Raw genomic sequence first — 23,144 nt, forward strand, 5'->3', positions numbered from 1 at the left:
TGGCGCGCAGCGCGACTGGCCTTAGTCGGTCCCGCGGAGCCGACCGAGAGAGTTCATCACGTGATAGACGATGATCGCGGCGAGGGTTCCGAGCGCTATCCCGTTGAAGATCACATCCCCGAACTGAAGGGTGTAGTTGGCGATGCCGAGAATGAGGGCGATCGCCGCGGTGAACTGGTTCTTCGGCAGCGAGAAGTCGACCCGGTTGTCGATCCAGATCTTCACGCCGATGATTCCGATCAGGCCGTACAGTGCCGTCGTCACCCCGCCGAGGACCCCCGCAGGGATGGTGTTGATCACCGCTCCGACCTTGGGGGAGAGCCCGAGGAGGATGGCAAAGATGCCTGCGACCCAGTACGCGGCGGTTGAATAGACCCGCGTTGCGGCCATGACACCGATGTTCTCACCGTACGTTGTGGTTGCCGAACCGCCGCCCATTCCCGCAACAACCGTTGCGAGGCCATCGGCGAAGAGGCCCCGTCCGGTGAGTTTGTTGATTGTGGGGTCGTCGGTCATTTGTGCAACGCCCCGAATGTGGCCGACGTTCTCGGCGACGAGCACGAGCACAACCGGCAGGAACGCTGGCAGCACCGCCCAGAGTGCTGAGTCGGTGAACGGGTTGCCGGGGCTGCTGAACTGGGGCAGACCCACCCAGGCCGCCTCGCCAACACTGGAGAAGTCGATCTCACCGGCAACCACCGCAGCGATGTACCCGACGATCACGCCGATGAGGATGGACATCCGGCCGAGGATGCCTCTGAAGAGGACGGATGCCAGGATCACCGCCGTGAGCGTGATGGTCGCGGTGAGCGGCGCTTGCTGGAAGTTGTTCCAGGCTGCAGGGCCGAGGTTGAACCCGATCAGGGCCACAATGGCACCGGCGACGACCGGCGGCATGAGCGCGTTGATCCAGCCGATACCGGTGAACTGGACGAGAAGCCCTACGAGTGCGAGCAGAAGGCCGACGATGACGATGCCGAAGAGCGCGCTTCCCATTCCCTGCGCTGTTGTCGCAACGGTGATCGGAGCGATGAAGGCGAACGACGAGCCGAGGTAACTTGGCAGGCGGTTCTTCGTGATGATGAGGAACAGCAGTGTGCCGATTCCTGAAAACAGCAGTGTGGTCGACGGTGGGAAGTCGGTGAGGATGGGGACCAGGAACGTGGCGCCAAACATGGCGACGACGTGCTGGGCGCCGAGACCTATCGTGCGTGGCCAGGTCAGTCGCTCCTGTGGCGCGACGACTTCGCGCGCACCGACATCCTTACCGTCACCGTGCAGCGTCCAGGGTAAATTCATTCGATCTCGTCTCATTTTCGGGCGTGGTCCTTGCGATACCGTACCCGCAAATAACCGGCGTGCGCGGACGAGCACAAGGCTGGCAATAAACTGGCAGTCTGCGCGTTACACGTGCACGTGTCGTACATTTCCGGCTCGTGTGTCTGGCGCCAGTCGGTTTCATCCCATTCTCCTGTTCGGAAAGGCCCCTGAGTGGCATCCTCAACTGCGCCAAGCGTCAAAGACCGCGTCGACAGATTCTTCGAGATCACGAAGCGAGGCTCCACCTTCGGCGGTGAGATCCGCGGCGGCCTCGTCACCTTCGTGGCGATGGCCTACATCGTCATCCTCAACCCCATCATCCTGAGTGGGGGAGTGGACGTCGACGGCAACTCTCTCGACTTCGCCCAGCTCTCCGCGGTCACGGCGCTCACCGCCGGTGTGATGACCATCCTCTTCGGCCTCGTTGCCCGACTGCCGTTCGCATTCGCGGCTGGGCTCGGCATCAACTCGTTCCTCGCGTTCAGTGTTGTCGGCCAGGTCACCTGGGCCGAAGCGATGGGGCTCGTTGTCATCAACGGCCTGTTCATCGTGCTCCTCGCGGCAACCGGGCTTCGACGGCTGATCTTTGAGGCTGTGCCCATCCAGCTGAAGATCGGCATCACCGTCGGTATCGGTCTCTTCATCGCGTTCATCGGGCTTGTCAACGCAGGCTTCGCAACGTCAACCGGCCAGGCCTCGCCGCCGGTCGGGCTCGGCGTCGACGGCTCGGTCGCGACGATCCCCACCCTCATCTTCGTGATCACGCTCCTCCTCGGCGGCGTCCTCGTCGCCCGCAGGGTGAAGGGCGCGCTCCTGATCGCCATCCTGGTCGGCACCGTTCTCGCGGTGATCACCGAACTCATCTGGCCGGTCGGCGCGTCGAACGGTGGAGAGAACCCGGGCGGCTGGAGCCTCACGGTTCCCGCGCTTCCGACCCAGGTCTTCAGCGCTCCGGACCTCGGCCTCATCGGCGCGTTCAACTTCGGCGCCTTCGAGCGCATCGGTGTACTCGCCGCACTCATGCTCGTCTTCACCCTGGTCTTCACGAACTTCTTCGATGCGATGGGAACAATGACCGGCCTCAGCAAGGAGGCGCGGGTCGCCGATGAGAACGGCAACTTCCCGCGCATCAAGTCCGCGCTCATCGTCGAGGGCGTCGGTGCTGTTGCCGGTGGAGCGACGTCATCGTCCTCCGCAACCGTCTTCGTCGAGTCCGGTGCCGGAATCGGTGAGGGCGCCCGCACGGGCCTCGCCAACATCGTCACCGGTGTGCTGTTCATCCTGGCGATGTTCCTTACCCCGCTCACGAGCATCGTTCCGAGCGAGGTTGCTTCTGCCGCCCTCGTTCTCGTCGGTGCCATGATGATGCTGCAAATCAAGGACATCGCGTGGTCTGACTTCTCCGTGATCTTCCCGGTCTTCCTGACCATCGCGATCATGCCGTTCACGTTCTCCATTGCGAACGGCATCGGAGCTGGCTTCATTGCGTGGGTTGTCCTCCGTGCACTCAGCGGCAAGGCACGCGAGATCAGCCCGCTGCTCTGGATCGTTGCGCTCGGCTTCGTGGTCTACTTCGCACGTGGACCGATCGAGATGCTGTTCGCCTGACCCTGACCTGATGGGCCAGAGGGCCCGCCGTCTGCGAGAGCGGGCCGACTGTTACAGTCGGCCCGCTCTCGTGTTTCATCCGGTGACATCTTCGGTGTTGTGTCCGTGGCCCGAACTAGGCTGGGCGCATGGTTCAGCTCGGTCAGTACCCGAAGGCACAGCAGGTGCTCGTTCATCTCAGCGATACGCACTTCCTGAGCGGCGGGGCATTGCTCCACGGAGATCTTCCGGCCGAGTCCACTCTCGAGCGCGCACTCGAGCAGGTCGAGTCAATGGGTATCAGCCCGTCGGCGCTCGTTTTCACCGGCGACCTTACCGACGAGGGAGAGACGGATGCCTATGCTCGCCTCCGCGAGCGAGTGGAGCCCGTCGCCCGGAGGCTCGGGGCCGAGGTCATCTGGCTCATGGGCAATCACGATGAGCGCGGCGCGATGCGTTCAGCGCTTCTCGACGAGGAGGCGTCCGACGCGCCGGTCGACCGGGTCTGGGACCTGGGCGGACTTCGGTTCATCGGTCTGGACTCGAGCGTCCCTGGTTTCCACCACGGCGAGCTGACCGACGCGCAGCTCGACTGGCTCGACGCCGTGCTCGATGTTCCCGCGCGCCTCGGAACTGTGATCGGTATGCACCATCCGCCCGTCCCTGCTCCGCAGCCGTTGTTCGACCTGCTCGAGCTCAGGCACCAGCGCCCGTTCGCCGAGGTGCTCGCCGGTCGCGACGTCAGGGCCATCCTCGCGGGGCACCTCCACTACTCACTCAGCTCGACATTCGCCGATGTGCCTGTGTCCGTTGCCGCTGCGACCTGTTACACGATGAATCTCTCGCGGCCGCCGCGAGAGGCCAATGGTATGAACGGCGGACAGTCTTTCAACCTGGTGCACGTCTATGACCAGCAGATCACGCACTCGGTGGTCCCCATCGGCGACTTCGAGACAGCCGACACCTTCAGCGCTGAGTTCATTGCCGAGATGGAGGCGCTCTCGCCCGACGAACGCGTCGAAGCCTTCTCGCGCAAGCGATAGGCGGCTCGCGGCCCGCCCGGACGACGCGTGCACGCGCCCTGCCATTCCGGCGCGCTCGGCGGCATCCGGATGCCGGTTCGGCCAGCATCCGGGCAGCCAGAAGCGGGTACAGTCGAAACTGTCCGGCCACAAGCACACGACACAGGCGATGGAGCCACAGTGAGAATCAGCAATACCGCCACCCGCGGAATGACGATCGACGACGAGAGCACAGAGGGGTTCACGGTGAATTCATCAGGAGAGACGCGAATCGAGACCGATTCACTCGGATCACTGGAGATTCCCGCCGATGCATACTGGGGCATCCACACCGCACGAGCGCTGGAGAACTTCCCGATATCGAAGCGACCCATCTCGGTCTATCCCGACCTCGTCGAGGCCCTCGCGAGTGTCAAGCAGGCGGCGGCCCGCACGAATGTCGAGCTCGGCGCGCTGAGTGCCGAGAAGGGCGCCCTGATCGACCAGGCATGCCAGCGCATCATCGACGGCGAGTTCCACGACCAGTTTGTGGTCGGGGTCATCCAGGGCGGCGCAGGAACGTCGACCAACATGAACGCCAACGAGGTCATCACCAACGTCGCCCTCGAGATCGCCGGCAAGCCCAAGGGTGAGTACAGCTACCTCTCGCCGATCGACCACACGAACCGCAGCCAGTCGACCAACGACGTTTACCCGACCGCGATCAAGATCGCCCTCTCTTTTTCGCTCCAGACCCTGCTTGATGAGCTCGAATATCTCAAGGAGTCGTTTACCCGGAAGTCCGCGGAATTCCGTCACGTCCTCAAGGTCGGGCGCACACAACTGCAGGACGCCGTTCCAATGACCCTCGGCCAGGAGTTCCACGGATTCGCGACAACCCTCGGCGAAGACCACGCGCGGCTGAACGAGACTCGGTGGCTGCTCGCCGAGATCAACCTCGGGGCCACGGCAATCGGCACAGGAATCACCGCGGATCCCCGGTACGCGGCCGCTGCCGTCAAGCACCTGAACCGGATCACCGGACTCAGCCTCGAGACCGCACCGGACCTCATCGAGGCGACGAGCGACGCCGGCGGGTTCATGTCGTTCAGCGGAACCCTCAAGCGTTCGGCCATCAAGCTGTCGAAGATCTGCAACGACCTCAGGCTTCTCTCGAGCGGCCCTCAGGCAGGGTTCGGCGAGATCAACCTCCCACCGGTCCAGGCCGGATCGAGCATCATGCCGGGCAAGGTCAACCCGGTGATTCCCGAGGTCGTCAACCAGGTCGCGTTCTCTGTGGTTGGTGCGGACATGACCGTGACCATGGCTGCCGAAGCCGGGCAGCTCCAGCTCAACGCGTTCGAACCGGTGATCGCGCACTCGTTGCTGCAGAGCATCACCTGGATGACCCAGGCGTGCCACACGCTCCGCGTCAACTGCATCGACGGCATCACGGCCAATCTCGAGCGGCTGGAGACGATGGTCGGCTCGTCGGTCGGCGTCATCACCGCCCTCACCCCCTACATCGGCTACTCAGCGGCAGCGGCCCTCGCGAAGACAGCGCTCCTGACCCGGAGAAATATCGCCGATCTCGTGGTCGAGTCGGCGCTGATGACGCGCGAAGAAGTGACCAGGCAACTCTCGCCCGCGCGACTCTCCGGACTTGAGGTGGTCACAACGGCGATTCCGATCATCGACGGATCAGCTCACTCGCACCCGCGCCCGGTCGGAGAAGAGGTCGCCACGGCGGTCGAGGGCACCGATCGGGTCTGACCCGGCTGGCTGACCTTGTGACCGCGTCCGTCAGTGGCTCGCAGCCTGCTCTTCGGCCACCCAGTCGAAGGCGAGGGGGAGGAGGTCCGCGATGGCGACGTTCCGCACCCCCGCTGGTGTCGGGACAATAACCCGGATGCCGGGGTGATAGTCGGCGAGCACCTGCCGGTCGCGCCCGCACGGCGCCTTCACTCCACGCCCACCGTCGCCCACCGCCACGATCGTCACCAGTTCACGGGCGCTGGCACTGCGGGCTGCCCCGAGGGCAACGAGTTCAGCGCAGGGTCCGCCGGTGAAGTGATAGAGGTTGACCCCCAGGTGCACGCGGCCTGTGGCATCTCTGACAGCCGCACCGACCGTGTGTATCCCGGACTCGGCATCAGCGTTGGCGTCGATGACCGCCGTCGCCTCGGCGATGAGGTCGATGTCGTCGTGGGTGAGCTCGCGCATGTCCATGTCGTCGAGCCTATTGCCGGTCGGTGCTGGTGCTGGCCAGACTGCGGGTCAGCGGGTCAGCGGGATCAGCGGGATCAGCCGATCAGGTCATCCGGCAGTGCGTGGTGAGGGCTCCGACGCCCTCGACGGCAACCGTGACCGTCGACCAGTCGCGAAGGAAGACCTGCGGCTCCCGGGAGTATCCGGCGCCGCCGGGGCTGCCCGTGGAGATCAGGGTGCCCGGCAGCAGTGTTGCCGAGCGCGACAGGTGGGCGATGAGCTTCGCCACACTGCGGACCATCAGCCCCGTTGTCGAATCCTGCATCAGGTGCCCGTCGAGCATGGTCGTGACGTGGAGGTCCTGCGGATCGGCGATCTCGTCGCGGGTAACGACGGTCGGGCCCGTCGGCGTGAAGCCGTCGAAGGACTTGCAGCGGCTCCACTGGGTCTCGGCAAACTGGATGTCGCGGGCTGTGATGTCGTTGACGACCGTGTAGCCGAAAACGTAGTCGAGGGCATCCGCCTCTGAAACGTCTTTGGCGTGCTTGCCGATGATGACGCCGAGCTCCGCCTCGTAATCGATCGACTCGCTCAGTGCCCGCGGCCAGCTCGTCGTTGCTCCGTGTCCGGAGAGAGAGTTGGGCCAGAGGGAGAAGACAGTGGGGGCGGCGTCGGCTTTGACGTTGAGCTCACTGGAGTGGGCCGAGTAATTGAGGCCGATGGCGATGATCTGCGGCGGGCGGAGTACCGCCGACGCGTGGGTGAGCTCAGACACAGGGGTGAGTCCGACTCCCTGGGCGAGTGCAGCGTCTGAGTGGGACTTCACCCGCGCCAGCTCGGCGTCGCCCCGCTCAAGAAGGTGCTGCAGATCGACGGGAGCGTCATCGAGGATTTCGTCGAGGAAGAGAGCACCGTCTCCGGAGATCACAGCGAGTCGAGCGGCGGGCGTGCCGGGGGCACTGGGATGGGCGTCATCGATCAGGTGTGCAAATCTCACATCCTCAGGGTAGTGGACCTCGCTGCGGTTCATTTCGTGAGCGCGGGAACCAGTAACCTGATCCAATGGCGAACGAGTTTCCTGGCGGTTACCGGCACACTCCAGACAATCGAGCGCGCGGCCGGGATGCAGCGAGTCATCAGCCGCTGCAGATCTACACCGGCTCCGCATACTCCACGCCGGGCGGATTCGGCCAGCCGACCTACGCCCAGCCGGTCGCTCCGGAGTCCTGGGTGCAGCCGGTGTGGACGCAGCCCGTATCGCGTACGCCGGCCGTAGCCATCGTGGGCGTTATCGCCGTTGCGGTCCTGGCCCTCCTGCTCTTCTCTGTGCTCGGCTACTTCGTGATCTTCCTCGGGCCCGCCGCGACGCTCGTCGGCTTTCTGATCGCCCTCGTTCCGCTCGCTGTCGTGCTCTGGGCGATCCGCTGGGTCGACAGGTGGGAACCGGAACCCCGACTCGCGCTGTTGTTCGGCTTCCTGTGGGGGGCCGCTGCGTCGGTCGCAATCGCCCTCATCGTCGGTCTCACCATCGAAATTGCCGCGATGGCCACGACAGGACAGGGGACCCCGACGTTCCTCCAGGCCGCCCTGCAGGCACCGGTGGTCGAAGAGACGGCCAAGGGCATCGGCGTTCTCATTCTGTTCTTCGCGACGCGCAAGCATTTCACCGGTCCCGTCGACGGGCTGGTGTACGCAGCGATCGTCGCCGCCGGGTTCGCGTTCACCGAGAACATCCAGTACTTCGCCGTCGCCCTCGTCGAGGGAGGCCTCGGCGAACTCGGTGCCACATTCTTCATGCGCGCGATCCTCGCGCCATTCGCCCACGTCACCTTCACCGCTCTCACGGGACTTGCGATCGGCATGGCGGCATTGCGCGGTGGCCGGATGCTGATCGGCTGGTTCATTCTGGGACTCGCTGGTGCGATCGCCCTGCACGCGCTGTGGAACGGGTCGCTCTTCGTGGTCAGTTCGCTGGAGTCGTATGCCATGTACTACGTACTCATCCAGGTGCCGATTTTCGTGATTCTCATTGTGATCACCATCCTGATGCGCCGGCACGAGGCCCGGATCACCGCGGCGAGACTCAGCGAATATGCTGCCGCCGGGTGGTTCGTTCCAGCGGAAGTGCAGATGCTCGCGTCAGCGACAGGGCGCAGGCAGGCCATGTCGTGGGCTCGCACGCTGCCGGGAAACAAGGCGGGCGTCATGAAGCAGTTCATCAACGACGCCACCCGGCTCGCATTCACCAGGCAGCGGATCATCACGGGGCGGAACGACCTCGTTCACCGCAAAACGGAGCAGGAACTCCTTGTCGCTGTTGCCGGTGACCGCCAGGTGCTGCTCGGGCCGTAAGCTCCCGCCGACTGGCACGAAAAAAACCCACCACCCCGTGCTGCGGCACTGCCGGCGAGTCGACGGGGCGATGAGTTTCTTGACTTCAGGATGCACCCGCCCGGGCCGCAAAGCAAGCACTATTTCCGCACTAGCGCCCGATAGCTCGAGCTTCAATGCCCCCCACCCGCTTTGACGCACGCACTCCGACGCGGTTGTATTGTTCTATGACCGAATCGCAGAACACCAAGCCCGAAATTGACGCACCGGAGGGCCCAGCTCCCTCCGAACTCGAGATCGTCGACATCACCGTCGGCGAAGGAGACGAAGCCAAGAGCTCGTCGACAGTCAACGTGCACTACCTCGGCGTCAGCTATGACACCGGTGAAGAGTTCGACTCATCATGGAGCCGTGGCGAACCCATCAACTTCCCGCTGTCTAACCTCATCCGTGGCTGGCAGGAAGGCATCCCCGGCATGAAGGTCGGCGGTCGTCGCAAGCTCACCGTTCCGCCCGCCCTGGCGTACGGCGCCGCAGGAAGCGGACACCCGCTCTCCGGCCAGACCCTCGTCTTCGTCATCGACCTGCTTGGCGTGAAGTAAAGTTTGAGCGTTTCAGACCTCGTTCTCGAGCTGAGCGACACGATCCCCGACTTTCCGAAGCCGGGGATCGTGTTTCGTGACCTCACTCCCGTCTTCGCCAACGCGGATGCCTTCACCGCGATCATCGATGACCTCGCCGCGCGATTCGCGGGGAAGTACGATGCGGTGGCCGGCCTCGAGGCCAGGGGCTTCCTGCTCGCCGCTGCATTGGCGTACGCCGGACACGTGCCGCTGGTCGCGATCCGCAAGGAAGGCAAACTTCCCGGTGAGGTGCTGTCGGAGACCTACGACCTCGAGTACGGGACGGCGACCTTCGAGATCCACCCGGGACAGATCGTGAGCGGGAGCCGGGTGCTCATTGTCGATGACGTCCTCGCGACCGGTGGAAGTGCCGTCGCTGCGACCCGGCTGGTCGAGCGCGCGGGCTACGTCGTCGGCGGAATCGGAGTGGTACTCGAGCTCGATGGACTCGGCGGCCGGGACCGGCTCGCGGAGTACGAGCTGTACTCGATAGTTACCGAAGCGGCTGAGTAACCGTTCGGATCAGCGTTCCGTCACCCAGCTGGTGATGTAAAGCACGACCGTGATGAGCGGGAAGATGCCCTGGATGACCGCGGCGGGCAGTCGACCCTTCCCGCTCGTCACGAGCACGACTGCGGCGGCGAGCATGCTCGCGACGCAGAAGATGCCCAGTGCGAAACCGGCGTCTGCCCGGCCGATGCCGTACATGATCGAGCCGATGAGCGCACCGATGCCGAGGAAGAGGTTGTAGAAGCCCTGGTTGTACGCGAACGCTTTGGTGGTCTGTGCATCCTCAGCGCTTCTGATTCCGAACCGCTTCCACACGGCGGGGCGCGTCCACGCGATTGATTCCCAATAGAAGATGAGGAAGTGGACCGCGGCGGAGAGGGTCGCGGCGATCGTGATGAGGATGACCATGGGCTGAGCCTATTGCGGCAGCTTCGCCTGAACCAGTGTCGCTGGAAATCAGCGCCGCGCGCAGCACACCGGGAGCGCGGCCAGGGCGCCATAGGGGGTCACTGACCCGCCATCTAGGATGAGACAACCGGCAAATCGTCGCAGATGATGCACGCACCATGAGGGATCGCCCGATGGAATCGAAGAAACCCCCACTCGACAGCACCGATCGTGCACTTCTGCGCGCACTGTCGAGCAACGCCCGTGCGTCGGGTTCGCAGCTGGCCGCTGACCTCGGTCTTGCCGAGTCGACAGTGTCGCTCCGCTTGCGGCGACTGCACCAGTCCGGTCACATCGTCGGGTACCACGCCGATATCGACCTTGCGGTGCTCGGTGCACCGCTCCAGGCGCTCATCGCCGTTCAGCTTGCCCAGCACAACAGGGCGGACATCCAGAAGTTCCGCCGCGAGGCGCCGACCTGGCCCGGGGTGCTCTCGATGTTCCATATGGGCGGACGAGACGACTATCTGATGCACGTCGCGGCGCGCAGCACCGCGGACCTCAGGGAGTTCGTCGTCCAGTACCTCACCGGCCACCCCGCCGTCGCGCACACCGAGACGAACCTCGTCTTCGAGCACGCCGCGGGAACCGGCTGGCAGCAGCTTCTCGCCTGATTTGGGAATGTCGGCGGGTCCGCCGTGCTTGGACTTGTCGAAAGGTTGTGTTTGTGAAACTCTCTGTTCTTGATCTTGTCCCCGTCCGTTCGCGGCAGTCGTCGTCCGACGCATTGGCCGCATCCATCGATCTGGCGAAAGCCGCGGATGCCCTTGGCTACACCCGTTATTGGGTTGCGGAACACCACAACATGCCGTCGGTCGCATCGACGAACCCGGCGGTCATCATCGGAATCCTGGCCGCGCACACCGACAGGATCCGCGTCGGCTCCGGCGGCGTAATGCTGCCCAACCACGCGCCCCTGGTTGTCGCCGAACAGTTCGCGCTGCTCGAAGCAAGCGCCCCCGGCCGGATCGACCTCGGACTCGGGCGTGCACCGGGAAGCGACCCGGTCGTCACCGCGGTCCTCAACCGCTCAGGCGCCACGAGTGACGTCAACCAGTTCCCGAACTATGTCTCAGACATCGTCTCCCTGCTTGGCCCGGATGGCGCAACGGTCCGGCTCACGAGCGGCACCGAGTACCAGCTCAAGTCGACGCCGGCCGCCACGAGCGTTCCGGACATGTGGTTGCTCGGCTCGAGCGACTACTCGGCGACTCTCGCCGCGTCGCTTGGCCTGCCATACGTCTTTGCCCACCACTTCGCGGGCCACGGTGCCGAACGCGCGCTCGAGATCTACCGCGGCCAGTTCCAGCCGTCGGAGCTTCTCGACGCGCCCCGCACCTTCGTGACGGCGAACATTGTCGTCGCGCCGACGGCATCCGAGGCCTATGCTCTTGCCCTGCCGAACCTGCAGCACATGGCGCGGCTCCGAAGCAATGAACCGCTCGGCAGGCTCGCGACGGTCGAGGAGGCCGCGAACACCACGATGAGCCCGATGCAGGACGAGTTCATCAGTGCTTCGCTCGGGTCCTGGATCATCGACGAACCGGTCGCGGCGGCACAGCGCGTCCGGGAGCTGGCGAAACGATTCGACGTCGACGAGGTGATGGTGTCTCCCGGAGCTTCGGCGTACGACGCCGAGAGCCTGACCGAGACGCCGGGCCGGGTTCAGACGCTCGAGTTGCTCGCGCAGCAACTGCTCGCAGACTGACCACACAGGGGTGGTGCGCGTTGCCGCGCTGACCCGCCAGAATAGGCAGATGACGTTACCTCCGAGCTCGCGGTTGGCGAGGCTTGACGCACTTCCGTTCACCAAACAGCACAGGAAGCTCCTGGTTGGATCCGGCGTTGGCTGGGCGCTTGATGCCATGGACGTCGGGTTGATCTCCTTCGTTCTCGCCCAGCTCGCCGTGACGTGGCAGCTCGAAAGCACAGAGCTGAGCTGGATTGCCTCGGCCGGGTTCATCGGCATGGCCGTCGGGGCAAGCCTCGGCGGCCTGCTCGCTGACCGGTTCGGTCGCAGGCAGGTCTTCGCGATCACGCTGCTGGTCTTCGGAATCGCCACAGGGGCGGCGGCGCTGTCCTGGTCGCTCGGCGTGCTCATCGTCCTCCGGTTCATCGTCGGCCTCGGTCTCGGCGCCGAGCTGCCTGTGGCGTCCACCTACATGTCCGAGTTCGCACCGCCACGCATCCGCGGACGCGTCATCGTGCTGCTCGAAGCGTTCTGGGCCATCGGCTGGACCATCGCGGCACTCATCGGCTACTTCATCGTGCCGCTGAGCGACAACGGCTGGCGCTGGGCACTCTTCATCGGAGCAATACCGGCGATCTACGCCGTTGTCGTGCGGTTCGCGATGCCGGAGTCCGTGCGCTTTCTCGAGTCGCGCGGTCGTACGGCCGAGGCCGAAGCGACGGTACGCCGGTTCGAGATCTCGGCTGGACAGGCGACGGATGCCGTCAGCGACGCGGCCGGCGAACGTGAGGCGGCGGCGGAGCGCGCTGGCGCTGCAACCCCGCACGTGAAGCCACGGCTCACCGCGCGGGCGCAGGTCGCGACGCTCTGGGCGCTGCCGCACCGCATCCAGACCCTCGCGCTGTGGGTCGTCTGGTTCTGCGTGAACTTCTCCTACTACGGAGCCTTCGTCTGGTTGCCGTCGATCCTCGTGGCATCCGGGTTCTCGCTCGTGAAGTCGTTCGAGTACACGCTCATCATCACGCTCGCCCAGTTGCCCGGCTATCTCGTCGCCGCCTACCTCGTCGAGAAGTGGGGCAGGAGCAAGACGCTCGCCGTCTTCCTGACCGGTTCGGCCGTTTCGGCCGTGCTCTTCGGCCTGGCTGGGCTCGAGTGGCAGGTGATCGGTGCTGGCATGCTGCTGTCGTTCTTCAACCTCGGGGCGTGGGGTGCGCTCTACGCTGTGACGCCGGAGCTGTACCCGACCGAACTGCGTGCAACAGGTTCGGGCTGGGCGGCAGGGGTCGGCCGGATCGCGTCGATCATCGCCCCGCTGCTTGTCCCGATCCTCACCGGGGTCGGCGGCAGTGTGCTGCTGTTCAGTGTGTTTGCGGCGTTCTTCCTGATCGCGGCGGCCGCAGCGCTTGCCCTCGCAGACAAGCGAGGCAAGGCGCTCGAGGAATTCGTGCCCGCCGTCGCCGAACGGGTGTGAGCTAGAAGCGGTTCGGTGTGCCGCCGGTACGATCCGTGCGCCTCGGCTGCTCCGGCGTCGGATCGAACGCGCGAACCCTGTCGACGAGTTCACGCCAGCCGCCGGTGAGGGACTGCTCGGGGATGACCGCCTCTTTGGGCTCAGGGCGGGCCTCAGGTACCGGTTCCAGCCGGATCCGGTAGATGTAGCGGTCGGGCTGTGGCGGTTGGGGGCGCTGGTTGTCCCATGGCAGATTTCGGAGCAGGATGAGCCACGAATCTGCGTCCGGCTGCTCGTCGACGCGCACTTCCCACCGCGTGCTCAGCCCGGCGAAGCCGCCGCTCCGGATAACCGTCACCTTCATGCCGGGAATGCTACTCCGGTTATGCGGTGACACCTACCGTCTGCCAGGCGGTGCGAACGGCGGATGTTTCGCGGGAGTCGTCTCCGAAGAGGCGGGATGCGACGGCAACCGTTGCCTCGGCAAACTCCCGAAAATCGGCGTTGGCTTTGACCTCGGTGGTCAGGGTTTCGTACCAGATCTGACCCGGGGCCTCCCACGCGTTGCCGCCGATGGCGGTCGCGGCGAGGTAAAACGCTCGATTGGGGATTCCGGAGTTCAGGTGGACTCCGCCGTAATCGTCTTCGGTTTCGATGTACCCGCTCATGTCCGCCGGTTGCGGATCCTTGCCGAGGACATCGTCGTCGTACGCGGTGCCCGGCGCCTTCATTGAACGAAGTGCCTGGCCCTCGACCTCGGCGGAGAAGATCCCCTCGCCGATGAGCCAGCTGGCCTCGTCGGCACTCTGGCCGCGAGAGTGCTGCTCGACGAGCGCGCCGAACACGTCGGACACTGACTCATTGAGAGCTCCGGACTGCCCGGAGTAGACCAGGTTTGCCGTGTACTGGGTGACGCCGTGTGTGAGCTCGTGCCCGATCACACTGAGCGAACTGGTGAACCCGACGAACACCTGGCCGTCGCCGTCGCCGAAGACCATCTGGGTTCCGTCCCAGAACGCGTTGTCGTACGCCTCGCCGAAGTGCACGGTTGCGGCGAGCGGGATGCCCTCGCCGTCGATGGAGTTCCGGGAGAATGCCTCCCAGAACAGGGAGTAAGTTTCGCCGAGTCCGTCGTATGCCTCGTTGACGCTCTCGTCGGGTGTCGGCGGCTCACCCTCCGAACGGACGAGGCGACCGGGCAGCTCTTCTGTGCCCTCGGCATCCGAGATGTATCGCTCAGGCCGACCGGGAGCTGATGCCTGCCGCCGCACGGCGTCTGTACCCCGCATCGACTGCCGCGGGGGAGCCGGTTCACCCCTCCGCACCGCACGGATCTGCGACGCGGCTGCGAGCGCACGCTGCGCCGCACTCGCCGCGTGGGCGAGCCGTGGGTCTTCGAGCTGCGCCAGGTGGGTGAGGAGATACGGCGGCACTATGAAGCAGCGAGGGGAGTCGGTGTGAGTGCTCATGGCGACAGTGTCGCACTCGCCGCAGACATCCGGACACGTCCGTGTGGCGTTTTCTCAGGGGGTTGGCGTGCCACGTGGAGGGTCCGTGGGGGGTCTTCTAGACTGCGGGGATGCGTTGTGGAATCATCATTCTTCCCCAGGACCCGTGGCACGAAGCGAAGCGCAAGTGGCAGGGCGCTGAGGAGTTCGGCTTTGATTCGGCGTGGACCTATGACCACCTCTCCTGGCGGAGTCTCGCCGATGAGCCGTGGCATGCCACGATCCCGACACTCACCGCCGCATCCGTCGTGACCAGCCGCATCCGTCTCGGGACGATCGTGGCGTCGCCGAACTATCGGCACCCTGTTCCGTTCGCGAAGGACCTGGCGACCCTTGATGAGATCTCGGGCGGGCGATTCGTGCTCGGTGTCGGCGCGGGTGGAACCGGGTTCGATGCGTTCGTGCTCGGTGATCGTGAACTCACCCCGCGGGAGCGCCACGAGCGATTCGCCGAGTTTGTCTCTGACCTCGACGCGCTGTTGCGGTTCGAACTTCCGGACAGCGGTGGAGTGAGTTTCGTGGGCGACTGGTACACCGCGGTGAACGCCCGGATGGTGGGAGCGCCAGCGCAGAGTCCGCGGATGCCGTTCGTGGTCGCGGCAAACGGTCCCAAGGGAATGCGCGTCGCTGCCGAGTACGGCTCAGGCTGGGTCACGACCGGACCCGACGGGGAGGTCGGCGAGGACTGGTGGGCGGCTGTCGCAACGCTCGGCAGGCGATTCGAGGATGCCGCGTTGTCTGTCGGCACCGACCCGCTGTCGGTCGAGAAGTACCTCATGATCGACTCGGGCGGCTCGTACGCGCTCGACAGCGCGGCCCGGTTCGAGGACAGCGTTGGGCGAGCAGCCGAGCTGGGATTCTCCGAGGTCCTGACGCACTGGCCACGGGCGAACGGGATCTACGCCGGGAACGAATCCGTGCTCGATGACGTCGCGGGACTGTTGCCTAAGCTGAGGGGATGAATATTCTCGACGCACCCGAATCTGACGGCCTCACCGGCCTCGAGCAATTGAAGGCCATGCTGGCAGCGGGGCAGCGGCCGTCCATTTGCGAGACGCTCGGATTCGATCTCGTCGAGGTCGGTCGGGGCTCCGCGGTCTTCGAGGGCACGCCGGGAGCGCACGTGCTCAATCCGATCGGCACCGTCCACGGCGGATTCGCCGCCGCGTTGCTTGACTCCGCCTGTGGCACCGCGGTGCACACCCGCCTGTCACCGACGCAGGGGTACACCACGCTCGAACTCAAGACCTCGTATCACCGACCGATGACCGTCGACACAGGTGTGGTGCGCGCGGAAGCGAACCTCATTTCGTTCGGACGGCGGGCAGCGTTCGCGTCTGCAGCGCTGACGGATGCCGACGGCAGGGTGCTCGCGACGGCGACATCGACGCTGCTCGTGTTCGAGCGCGAGGCGTAGAGCGCAGTCGGGTCGGAGAGAGAAAGTCGTGATGCACTTCGAGCGCGATCTCGGCGACGGGTATCGGCTGAGCCTTCGCACGAGAGCGACCGATGAGGGGATGCTCCGCCTGATCGAGAAGAACCTCTCGCGGTTGAGAGCGTGGGAACCGTGGGCGCTCACGGATCAGACACGCGAGACTCTCGGGGCCTTCACGCAACATCAGCTCGAGGGCTTCTCCCGGGGAACCATCGTGCCGACCGTCGTTTTCAGGGGCGATGAGATGGTCGGTGCAGCTTCTGTGGCGCTGGACCGCGCGACGCGGAAGGCAGAACTTGGCTACTGGCTCGATTATGAGGTCGAAGGGAAGGGCATTGCGTTCCTGGCCTGCTCCGCGCTTATGGAACACCTCGCCGAGCAGGGCATGCGACGGGTCGAAATTCGCACGGCAGCCTCGAATGAGCGCAGTTGCCGACTTGCAGAGCGCCTGGGTTTTGAGCGCGAGGGTGTTGTGGAGCGGGCGCTCGTGCTCGGGGAGAAACGGCTCGACCTTGCGATCTACAGCCTCGCCATCGACAGTCTCACCAGCGACAGCGCGTGAGTCGGCGCTCACGCGCCGACGCGGTGCCGCTAGCCGGTCTTCCTGCGGAAGTCGCGTTGGTGCGTCGCTGGCCCGTGCGCACCGTGGATGGCTGAATCGCCGTCGAGGTGATCGGTGCCCTTGCCCTGCGACTGCGCCTTCTTGCGTTCGAGTGCCTCGCGGAACTTGCGCTTCGTTTCCTCGGCGCGTTCTGCGGTCTCATCGGCATCCGGTGTCGGATTCTCAGAACTCATTATGGTCCTCACGCTGGATTTCAACTGTTTCAGTTTAGGCACTGACGGCATCTGTTGACAGGGTGGATTTGGGCGGAGGGGTTCATTCGCCGAGGAGGACGGCGCCCGTCTCATCGATGCTCCAGGCCGGGTTGTGCGCGATCTCCCACACCACTCCGTTCGGATCGGTGATATGGCCGTGATAGCCGCCGAATGCCGCGAACTGCGGCCTTTTCAGCAGCGTTCCGCCCGCGCGGAGAAGCGCTTCGATGGTTTCGTCGACAAGGGTTGGGCTGTCGACATTGTGCGACAGCGTGAAGCCGGATGGCTCGGCGGTGCCGGGCAGCAGGAGATCCCGGTTGAACGCGCGGGAGGCGTAGAGACCGAGCACGAGACCGGGGCCGACCTGGAAGAAGATGATCTCGCCGGGAACGTCGACGAGCGGTTCCCAGTTGAGCCCATCGACGTAGAAGCGGCGGGCGGCGTTGAGATCGGCGGCAGCGACGGTGAGGAAGTGGAGGCGAGGATCCATGGCGTCAGGATGCCAGTGCGGCGGTCGAGGGGGAAGACCCGACTGGCCTAGGCAATCGTCCTGAGGGTGCCGTTCGCGTCCCGCCCGAGCCACGCCATGAGGATGAGCACGAGTGCCGCTCCGGAGAGCAGGCCGTCGGCGAGACCGGCCGGCAGGAGGAACACCATGAGGGTGAGCGTGATGACGCAGTTGACGAGGGAGAGCGCGAGGCCCCAGAGCCGATTGCGGAGGAGCCCGACCGCTCCGGTCACGCGGAGCGCGGCAAAGATTCCGCTCATCGCCATCATCAGGTAGAGGTTGTCCTGAAGGTAGGGCAGGGCGAAAATGTGCGCGTTTTCCGTGATGATCGTCTGGCTGACTCCGGTGCCCAGCAGAACCACAAGGCCGATGACGACGAGGCCTTCCATCAGGACGCCCTGAATGAGGAGCAGAACGCCCGCGATCGTCAATTGTCGTCGGGCAGGTCCTGGCGCACGGGTCATGGGTCTCAACCTAGTGGCTGCGGTGGTGGCTGATCCGATTGCGAATACAAATTCGATAAGCAGGATTGTTCGCAGTCCGGTTAATCGAACGGATGTCAGTAGGTGGGTGTCTACTTAAGGCATGGAATTCGACGAAGAGTTATCCACTTCGATGCTGCAAGACCAGCCGCAGTCCGAGTGGCGGGTGCCAGACCGGCTGTTGCTGAATCGAGTGCCGCCCCACTGGCTGCTGCCCCGTGAGTTGCCGCCGGACGATGGCCCACGTGCCGAGGAACTGCGGGGCGACGAGTTGTGGGGCGAGCAGGTCTTCGCCAGTGACGCGATTGAGGGGCAGGCGCGCCGGGAGTTCTTTCTCCGTTTGTCGGGCGGTCGGGCGCTGCCACCCGGCTGCGGGCAGTTGTATGGCCTGGTCGTTGGCGAGGTGTCCGTCGACAACGTGTTGATCGGTGATGCCCTGGTTGACGCTGAGTTCAGAGACGCCCTGTTCGCTGATGACTTACTCCTTGCGAAGTTCCCGGTCGACGACATGCCGCCTGGCTGCGGTACCTATGACGAAGCACCCGACTCTCCGCCGACGCCATACGCGATCGACGCCGACGCGCTGTCCACGCTGGTCGACGACATCGTCGCTGTGAACGAACAGATCGCCAAGGCTCACGCGACGAGAGCACGACTCATCGACCGGGCCCGGGAGTGGAGCGAGGTGACGGCGAGATCGGTCGTCGTCCTCGGCCCGCCGCGCACAGAGTCCGAAGTGCAGGAACTGGCGAGACGCTCGTTCATCTGGGAACTGGCCAGCGCGCTGCGCGTTCCCGAGAGCACGGCGTCGAGTCTCATCGCAGACAGCGAGATGCTCGCCCATGAGTTGCCGGCGACGCTGGAGGCGCTCGCCGATGGTGGGATCTCGTACCGACACGCTCAGCTGATGGTCGACCAGGCGACGACTCTGCCGCCGGATGCCCGTGCCGATTTCGAGAAACAGGTCCTTCCGGCGGCCAGGTCGCTGACCGCCGCGAAGTTCAGTTCACGGGCTCGCAAGCTGCGCGAACGAACCCATCCCGAGTCCATCACGACCCGCAAGCGGTCGGCGTTCGACCGGCGGCGCATGGAATTCCACGCCGACCTCGACGGGATGGCATGGGTCAACCTCTACCAGCCGGCGGCGACAGCAATGGCGTTCTACAACGCGATTCGCGCTGAGGCGATGACGCTGCAGCGGGACGATGAGCCCCGGACGTTGACGCAGCTCAGTCTCGATGTCGCGGTCGATCGCCTGCTCGACAGCGTGCAACGGGAGCTGCCGTTCGGTGCCACAGTGCGCCTCCCGTGCGGTTGCCCCGATGTGGCTGCTGCCAGTGACACACATGCCGAAGGGGAACCCGAAGCCGAGAGCGGAGACAAGGCGGAATCCGAAGACGGTACCGAAGCCGAGAACGCTCCCGAAGCAGCCCGCGTTGGAGAGAAGCGGCGAACGAACGAGCGGACGGATAGGCGTTCCGGTCGGCGGTCGAGTCACCGACCGAAGGCGCGGCGGCGGAACGGCATCCTGCGCGGGATTCGACCGACGGTGATTGTCACGGTGCCGGTGATGACGCTCATGGGGAAGAGTGGCGAGCCGGCCGAGCTCGAGGGATACGGGCCTATTGATCCCGAGACCGCTCGGGAGCTTGCGGGGGAGGCGACGTCGTGGATGCGATTGCTGGTGCATCCCGAAACCGGAGTCCCGCTCTCACTCGGGCGAAAGAAGTACAAGATTCCTCGGGATCTGCGTCTCGCGCTGGAGATCCGGGACGGCACGTGTCGCGGACCGGGATGCAATCGGCGAGCCACGGAATGCGACATGGATCACACCGTCGACTGGCAGTTCGCAGGACGGTCCGATTACGCGAATCTGGCGAGCATGTGTCGACCGCACCATCGGCTCAAGCACCAGACGACCTGGTCGGTTGAGCAGGTGGGCGACGGGTTCCTCGAGTGGACGTCGCCCCTCGGGCACACATACACAACCGGGCCCGAGGTGGTTCTGCCGGTGCCACCACCGCCGCGTAGTGGCGTCGGGAGAAGCGGTGACACAGCACAAGCGGACGACACAGGAAGCGACGACACAGGAACCGACGACACGGGCGAGCGCGGAATCCGGGGCGCCGACCCCGCACCGTTCTGAGGACGTTGTGACCCGACCTGACCTAACCGACTACGGCCAGAGCAGCCCGCGCTCCCACGAGCGCCCGTGCAGGCGGTACTTGAGCCGGAGGTGTCCGCGGTCACTTGACGCCTGCCAGAACTCAACCTCGTCGGCGATCACAGCCCACGTGCTCCAGTTGCGGTCGACACGAGACGGGTCCTGGGTCACAAGAGAAACGGCATCCTCGAGCGCGTCGCGGTAGGTCTCGGGGGAGTCCAGCGGCTCGCTCTGGTGCCCGACAAAGGCAGCGGCACGCGAGGTCTCCGGTCGCGCCAGGAAGTCCTCCTCGCTGTCGGCCCGCGTCCCCTTCCGTGCAGCACCGGTGACCCGCACCTGCCTGCCGAGCTGCGGCCAGAAGAAGGTGAGCGCTGCGAACGGGTTCGCGCCGAGGTCCCGCGCCTTCGGGCTGTCGTCGCGCGACGCAAACACCCAGCCGTGCTCGTCGATGTCCTTGAGCACGAGAGTTCGCGCCGTAACCCGGCCATCGGGCTCGCTCGTCGACAGGGTCATGGCGTGCGGCGCGGGTACACCGGCATCCACAGCCTCGGTCAGCCACTCGTCGAAGAGGTCGGCCGGCTGCTCCGGCGCCCGTTCCCAGTCAAACACCGGAAGATCGGCGGGGAACGACGGAATCGAACGCAGTGTTTCCCGAAGGTGGCTCATGGCATCCCTTTCGCTGCAGGTGTGGACCAGGGCCGGGTTGCCCCGGTCGCCCCCGATCACTCGTGCCGATCCGATTCACACTAGCGCCGACCGGAGGAGCGAAACCTGCTAAACTCTTGAGGTTGCCGTCAAACGGCCGCGGATAAAGAGAGCCCACACATTCTGTGACGGGCACCGCGCAACGAGAGAAAAGGGGATCAACCTATGGCACTTGAAGGCGAAGCCAAGAAGGCGATCATCGAAGAGTACGCAACCCACCCGGGTGACACGGGATCCCCCGAGGTCCAGGTCGCAGTGATGACCCAGCGGATCAAGGATCTCACCGAACACCTCAAAGAGCACAAGCACGACCACCACTCACGTCGTGGCCTGCTTCTGCTGGTTGGTCAGCGTCGCCGCCTGCTCGGTTACCTCGCTGATGTCGACATCAACCGTTACCGCTCGCTCATCGAGCGTCTCGGCCTCCGTCGCTAATTTCAGCCGGAAACCGCGTCGGTCCCTGATTTGATCAGGACGATGACAACGCGATCTTCTTAAAAACGGGCCGTTCACCTTCGGGTGAACGGCCCGTTTTTGTGCACCCGCGGGTGCCGGGTCAGAGCCGGTACAGCCGCGCCTCCCACGGACGCAGCGGCATGTCACCGTCAACCGGGTAGTTGCCAAGCACCAGTTCGGCTGAAGCGACATCGAGGGGGAGTGCCCCGTTGAATGGCGCGTCAGACACATTGGCGACGACGAGCAGACGTTCCGAAGCGGATGTCCTCATAAACGCGTACAGCGTCGGATGCGACGGCTCCAGCAGTTCGAAGTCGCCGAGCGCGACGGTGTCGTTCGTGTGCCGCAGCTCGATCAACCGCTGGTAGAACGCGAACACGCTCGTGCCGCTTGCCCGGTCGGCCTCCGCGTTGATCTCCGGATAGTTCGGGTTGACCGAAATCCACGGCGTACCCGTCGTGAAACCGGCTTGCTCACTCGCATCCCACTGCATGGGAGTCCGTGCGTTGTCTCGCCCCATCGCGTGCACGGCGCTCAACACGCTCGACGGTGCCACGTCGAATTCTTCGACGGCCTCGCGGTAGTGGTTGAGCGACTCGATGTCCCGATAGTGCTCGATCGACTCGAACCGCACATTGGTCATGCCGATCTCTTCGCCCTGGTAGATGTAGGGCGTTCCACGGTGCAGGTGCAGCACAAGGGCCCAGAGCGTCGCCGACTCGTAGCGGTACTCGGTGTCGTTGCCGAAGCGCGACACCAGCCGGGGCTGGTCGTGGTTGTTGAGATACAGGCTGTTCCAGCCGGTCTCGGCGAGACCCACCTGCCAGCGGGCGAGGTTGGTCTTGAGGGCAACGAGGTCGAGGGGGATCGGATCGAACTTGTGCTCACCCTGGTCGAGCGAGACGTGCTCGAACTGGAACACCATGTCGACCTCGCCCTGCGTCGGGTCGGTGAACAGCGCAGCATCGTCGATACTCACGCCGGGCATCTCGCCGACGGTGAGGTAGGTCTCGTCGCGCCCGGCGAAGACCTCGCGGTGCATCTCCTTCAGGTACTCGTGAATCTGCGGTCCCATCGCAAAGCCACTGCCCGTGCCGCGGTCCGGCCCGTCGATCAGTTCGCGCCGTTTCGCAATCAGGTTGATGACGTCCATCCGGAACCCATCGACACCGCGGTCAAGCCACCGCCGCATCATCGCGTAGACGGCCTGCCGCACGTCGGGGTTCTCCCAGTTGAGATCCGGCTGCTGCTTCGCGAAGAGGTGCAGGTAGTACTCACCGGTCTTCTCGTCGAGAGTCCACGCCGGCCCTGAGAACGCGCTCGTCCAGCCGTTGGGCGCGCTGCCGTCATCCTGCGGTTTACGCCACCAGTACCAGTCCCTCTTCGGGTTATCGAGCGACGACCGCGACTCGCGGAACCAGGCGTGCTCATCGCTGGTGTGGTTCACCACGAGGTCCATGACGATGCGGATGCCGCGCTCGTGCGCTTCGGCGACCAGCGCATCGAAGTCGGACAGAGAGCCGAACACCGGCTCGATGTCTTCGTAGTCGCTGATGTCGTAGCCGTTGTCGTGCTGTGGAGACGGGTAGACCGGTGAGAGCCACACAACATCGACTCCGAGCTCAGCCAGGTAGTCAAGCTTCGAACGGATGCCGTTGAGGTCGCCGACCCCGTCACCATCGGAGTCTGCGAAGCTCCGCGGGTAGACCTGGTAAACCACGGCGCGGGTCCACCATGGTGCGGCGCTCGCTGCCTCGGTCTCGGTCTGGGTTGCGGTTGCGGTCCCCGCCTCGGCAGCGGTCTCGGTCTCGGCAGAATCGTTGGAAATGTGGGTCTCTGTCATGGACTCGATCCTCTCATCTCGACGCGGCATCCGATGTCTGGCATTCTCGGTAGGTGCCCC

Annotated in this window: 25 protein-coding genes; 14 read left to right on the forward strand and 11 right to left on the reverse strand. The window is 64.8% G+C overall.

Annotated elements, in window-relative coordinates:
* Positions 1-21 precede the first annotated feature (21 nt).
* Positions 22-1,299: a uracil-xanthine permease family protein gene (locus C3E77_RS04630; protein WP_108390555.1), complete on the reverse strand. Its 1,278-nt coding sequence runs from the start codon at positions 1,297-1,299 to the stop codon at positions 22-24.
* A 192-nt stretch (positions 1,300-1,491) separates the two neighbouring features.
* Here C3E77_RS04630 and C3E77_RS04635 point away from each other — a divergent pair, with 192 nt between their 5' ends.
* The 3 genes from C3E77_RS04635 (at position 1,492) to C3E77_RS04645 (ending at position 5,681) form a co-directional block, all read left to right on the forward strand.
* Positions 1,492-2,928 (forward strand): NCS2 family permease, encoded by a 1,437-nt coding sequence (locus C3E77_RS04635; RefSeq protein ID WP_108390556.1) that lies wholly within the window; start codon positions 1,492-1,494, stop codon positions 2,926-2,928.
* Between the two features lie 128 nt (positions 2,929-3,056).
* The gene (locus tag C3E77_RS04640; protein WP_108390557.1) at positions 3,057-3,950 is read left to right on the forward strand and encodes a phosphodiesterase; all 894 of its coding nucleotides are present in this window, start codon (positions 3,057-3,059) and stop codon (positions 3,948-3,950) included.
* A 189-nt stretch (positions 3,951-4,139) separates the two neighbouring features.
* The gene (locus C3E77_RS04645) at positions 4,140-5,681 is read left to right on the forward strand and encodes an aspartate ammonia-lyase (RefSeq protein WP_108393066.1); all 1,542 of its coding nucleotides are present in this window, start codon (positions 4,140-4,142) and stop codon (positions 5,679-5,681) included.
* Between the two features lie 30 nt (positions 5,682-5,711).
* Here C3E77_RS04645 and C3E77_RS04650 read toward each other — a convergent pair whose 3' ends face one another.
* A complete protein-coding gene (locus tag C3E77_RS04650) occupies positions 5,712-6,137 on the reverse strand; it encodes a cytidine deaminase family protein (protein ID WP_108390558.1) in 426 nt (141 codons plus the stop codon).
* A gap of 82 nt (positions 6,138-6,219) precedes the next feature.
* Entirely contained in the window at positions 6,220-7,113 is an 894-nt protein-coding gene (locus C3E77_RS04655) for a fumarylacetoacetate hydrolase family protein (protein ID WP_416046387.1), read from the reverse strand.
* A gap of 65 nt (positions 7,114-7,178) precedes the next feature.
* On the opposite strand from C3E77_RS04655, the gene C3E77_RS04660 reads away from it, so the two are divergent.
* The 3 genes from C3E77_RS04660 to C3E77_RS04670 all read left to right on the forward strand — a co-directional run bounded on the left by C3E77_RS04660 (position 7,179) and on the right by C3E77_RS04670 (position 9,583).
* Entirely contained in the window at positions 7,179-8,468 is a 1,290-nt protein-coding gene (locus C3E77_RS04660; RefSeq protein WP_108390560.1) for a PrsW family intramembrane metalloprotease, read from the forward strand.
* A 206-nt stretch (positions 8,469-8,674) separates the two neighbouring features.
* Positions 8,675-9,049, forward strand: a complete 375-nt coding sequence (locus C3E77_RS04665) for an FKBP-type peptidyl-prolyl cis-trans isomerase (protein WP_108390561.1) — start codon at positions 8,675-8,677, stop codon at positions 9,047-9,049.
* A gap of 3 nt (positions 9,050-9,052) precedes the next feature.
* Positions 9,053-9,583, forward strand: a complete 531-nt coding sequence (locus tag C3E77_RS04670) for an adenine phosphoribosyltransferase (protein ID WP_108390562.1) — start codon at positions 9,053-9,055, stop codon at positions 9,581-9,583.
* A 9-nt stretch (positions 9,584-9,592) separates the two neighbouring features.
* Here the strand turns inward: C3E77_RS04670 and C3E77_RS04675 are convergent, their stop codons facing one another.
* The gene (locus C3E77_RS04675) at positions 9,593-9,988 is read right to left on the reverse strand and encodes a DUF1304 domain-containing protein (RefSeq protein WP_108390563.1); all 396 of its coding nucleotides are present in this window, start codon (positions 9,986-9,988) and stop codon (positions 9,593-9,595) included.
* Between the two features lie 173 nt (positions 9,989-10,161).
* On the opposite strand from C3E77_RS04675, the gene C3E77_RS04680 reads away from it, so the two are divergent.
* From C3E77_RS04680 to C3E77_RS04690, 3 genes are read left to right on the forward strand one after another with little or no spacing between them, the layout of a single operon-like run.
* A complete protein-coding gene (locus C3E77_RS04680; protein ID WP_108390564.1) occupies positions 10,162-10,641 on the forward strand; it encodes an Lrp/AsnC family transcriptional regulator in 480 nt (159 codons plus the stop codon).
* Positions 10,642-10,694: 53 nt separating this feature from the next.
* Positions 10,695-11,735: an LLM class flavin-dependent oxidoreductase gene (locus C3E77_RS04685; protein WP_198412191.1), complete on the forward strand. Its 1,041-nt coding sequence runs from the start codon at positions 10,695-10,697 to the stop codon at positions 11,733-11,735.
* Positions 11,736-11,784: 49 nt separating this feature from the next.
* On the forward strand, positions 11,785-13,188 hold the full coding sequence (locus tag C3E77_RS04690) for an MFS transporter (protein ID WP_108390566.1): 1,404 nt from the start codon (positions 11,785-11,787) through the stop codon (positions 13,186-13,188).
* Between the two features lies 1 nt (position 13,189).
* Here the strand turns inward: C3E77_RS04690 and C3E77_RS04695 are convergent, their stop codons facing one another.
* Both C3E77_RS04695 and C3E77_RS04700 read right to left on the reverse strand, forming a co-directional pair.
* Positions 13,190-13,531, reverse strand: a complete 342-nt coding sequence (locus C3E77_RS04695) for a protealysin inhibitor emfourin (protein ID WP_108390567.1) — start codon at positions 13,529-13,531, stop codon at positions 13,190-13,192.
* A 19-nt stretch (positions 13,532-13,550) separates the two neighbouring features.
* Positions 13,551-14,636, reverse strand: a complete 1,086-nt coding sequence (locus tag C3E77_RS04700; RefSeq protein WP_108390568.1) for a M4 family metallopeptidase — start codon at positions 14,634-14,636, stop codon at positions 13,551-13,553.
* A 110-nt stretch (positions 14,637-14,746) separates the two neighbouring features.
* Here C3E77_RS04700 and C3E77_RS04705 point away from each other — a divergent pair, with 110 nt between their 5' ends.
* Genes C3E77_RS04705 through C3E77_RS04715 form a run of 3 tightly spaced genes read left to right on the forward strand, consistent with a single transcriptional unit; the run spans position 14,747 to position 16,672 of the window.
* Positions 14,747-15,637 carry an LLM class flavin-dependent oxidoreductase gene (locus C3E77_RS04705; protein WP_108390569.1) on the forward strand — a complete coding sequence of 297 codons (891 nt, stop codon included), beginning with the start codon at positions 14,747-14,749 and terminating at the stop codon, positions 15,635-15,637.
* Complete coding sequence (locus tag C3E77_RS04710) at positions 15,634-16,092, forward strand: PaaI family thioesterase (protein ID WP_108390570.1); 459 nt, start codon at positions 15,634-15,636, stop codon at positions 16,090-16,092. Before C3E77_RS04705 ends, C3E77_RS04710 begins: the two co-directional genes overlap by 4 nt.
* Positions 16,093-16,123: 31 nt before the next feature.
* Entirely contained in the window at positions 16,124-16,672 is a 549-nt protein-coding gene (locus tag C3E77_RS04715) for a GNAT family N-acetyltransferase (RefSeq protein ID WP_162924911.1), read from the forward strand.
* A gap of 29 nt (positions 16,673-16,701) precedes the next feature.
* On the opposite strand, the gene C3E77_RS04720 is transcribed toward C3E77_RS04715, so the two are convergent.
* The 3 genes from C3E77_RS04720 to C3E77_RS04730 all read right to left on the reverse strand — a co-directional run bounded on the left by C3E77_RS04720 (position 16,702) and on the right by C3E77_RS04730 (position 17,898).
* Positions 16,702-16,905, reverse strand: a complete 204-nt coding sequence (locus tag C3E77_RS04720) for a DUF5302 domain-containing protein (protein ID WP_108390572.1) — start codon at positions 16,903-16,905, stop codon at positions 16,702-16,704.
* An 82-nt stretch (positions 16,906-16,987) separates the two neighbouring features.
* Complete coding sequence (locus C3E77_RS04725) at positions 16,988-17,416, reverse strand: VOC family protein (protein WP_108390573.1); 429 nt, start codon at positions 17,414-17,416, stop codon at positions 16,988-16,990.
* A 47-nt stretch (positions 17,417-17,463) separates the two neighbouring features.
* On the reverse strand, positions 17,464-17,898 hold the full coding sequence (locus tag C3E77_RS04730; RefSeq protein WP_234031295.1) for a hypothetical protein: 435 nt from the start codon (positions 17,896-17,898) through the stop codon (positions 17,464-17,466).
* 121 nt (positions 17,899-18,019) lie between these two features.
* Here C3E77_RS04730 and C3E77_RS04735 point away from each other — a divergent pair, with 121 nt between their 5' ends.
* A complete protein-coding gene (locus C3E77_RS04735; RefSeq protein WP_108390574.1) occupies positions 18,020-20,062 on the forward strand; it encodes an HNH endonuclease signature motif containing protein in 2,043 nt (680 codons plus the stop codon).
* A 30-nt stretch (positions 20,063-20,092) separates the two neighbouring features.
* Here C3E77_RS04735 and C3E77_RS04740 read toward each other — a convergent pair whose 3' ends face one another.
* Positions 20,093-20,746, reverse strand: coding sequence for a pyridoxine/pyridoxamine 5'-phosphate oxidase (locus C3E77_RS04740; protein WP_108390575.1), 654 nt, complete (start codon positions 20,744-20,746; stop codon positions 20,093-20,095).
* 204 nt (positions 20,747-20,950) lie between these two features.
* On the opposite strand from C3E77_RS04740, the gene rpsO reads away from it, so the two are divergent.
* A complete protein-coding gene (gene rpsO / locus C3E77_RS04745; RefSeq protein ID WP_108390576.1) occupies positions 20,951-21,220 on the forward strand; it encodes a 30S ribosomal protein S15 in 270 nt (89 codons plus the stop codon).
* A gap of 121 nt (positions 21,221-21,341) precedes the next feature.
* Here rpsO and C3E77_RS04750 read toward each other — a convergent pair whose 3' ends face one another.
* Positions 21,342-23,084, reverse strand: coding sequence for a glycoside hydrolase family 13 protein (locus tag C3E77_RS04750; protein WP_108390577.1), 1,743 nt, complete (start codon positions 23,082-23,084; stop codon positions 21,342-21,344).
* Positions 23,085-23,144 lie beyond the last annotated feature (60 nt).

The sequence above is a fragment of the Mycetocola zhujimingii genome (assembly GCF_003065425.1).
GTDB classification, from domain to species: domain Bacteria; phylum Actinomycetota; class Actinomycetes; order Actinomycetales; family Microbacteriaceae; genus Mycetocola_A; species Mycetocola_A zhujimingii.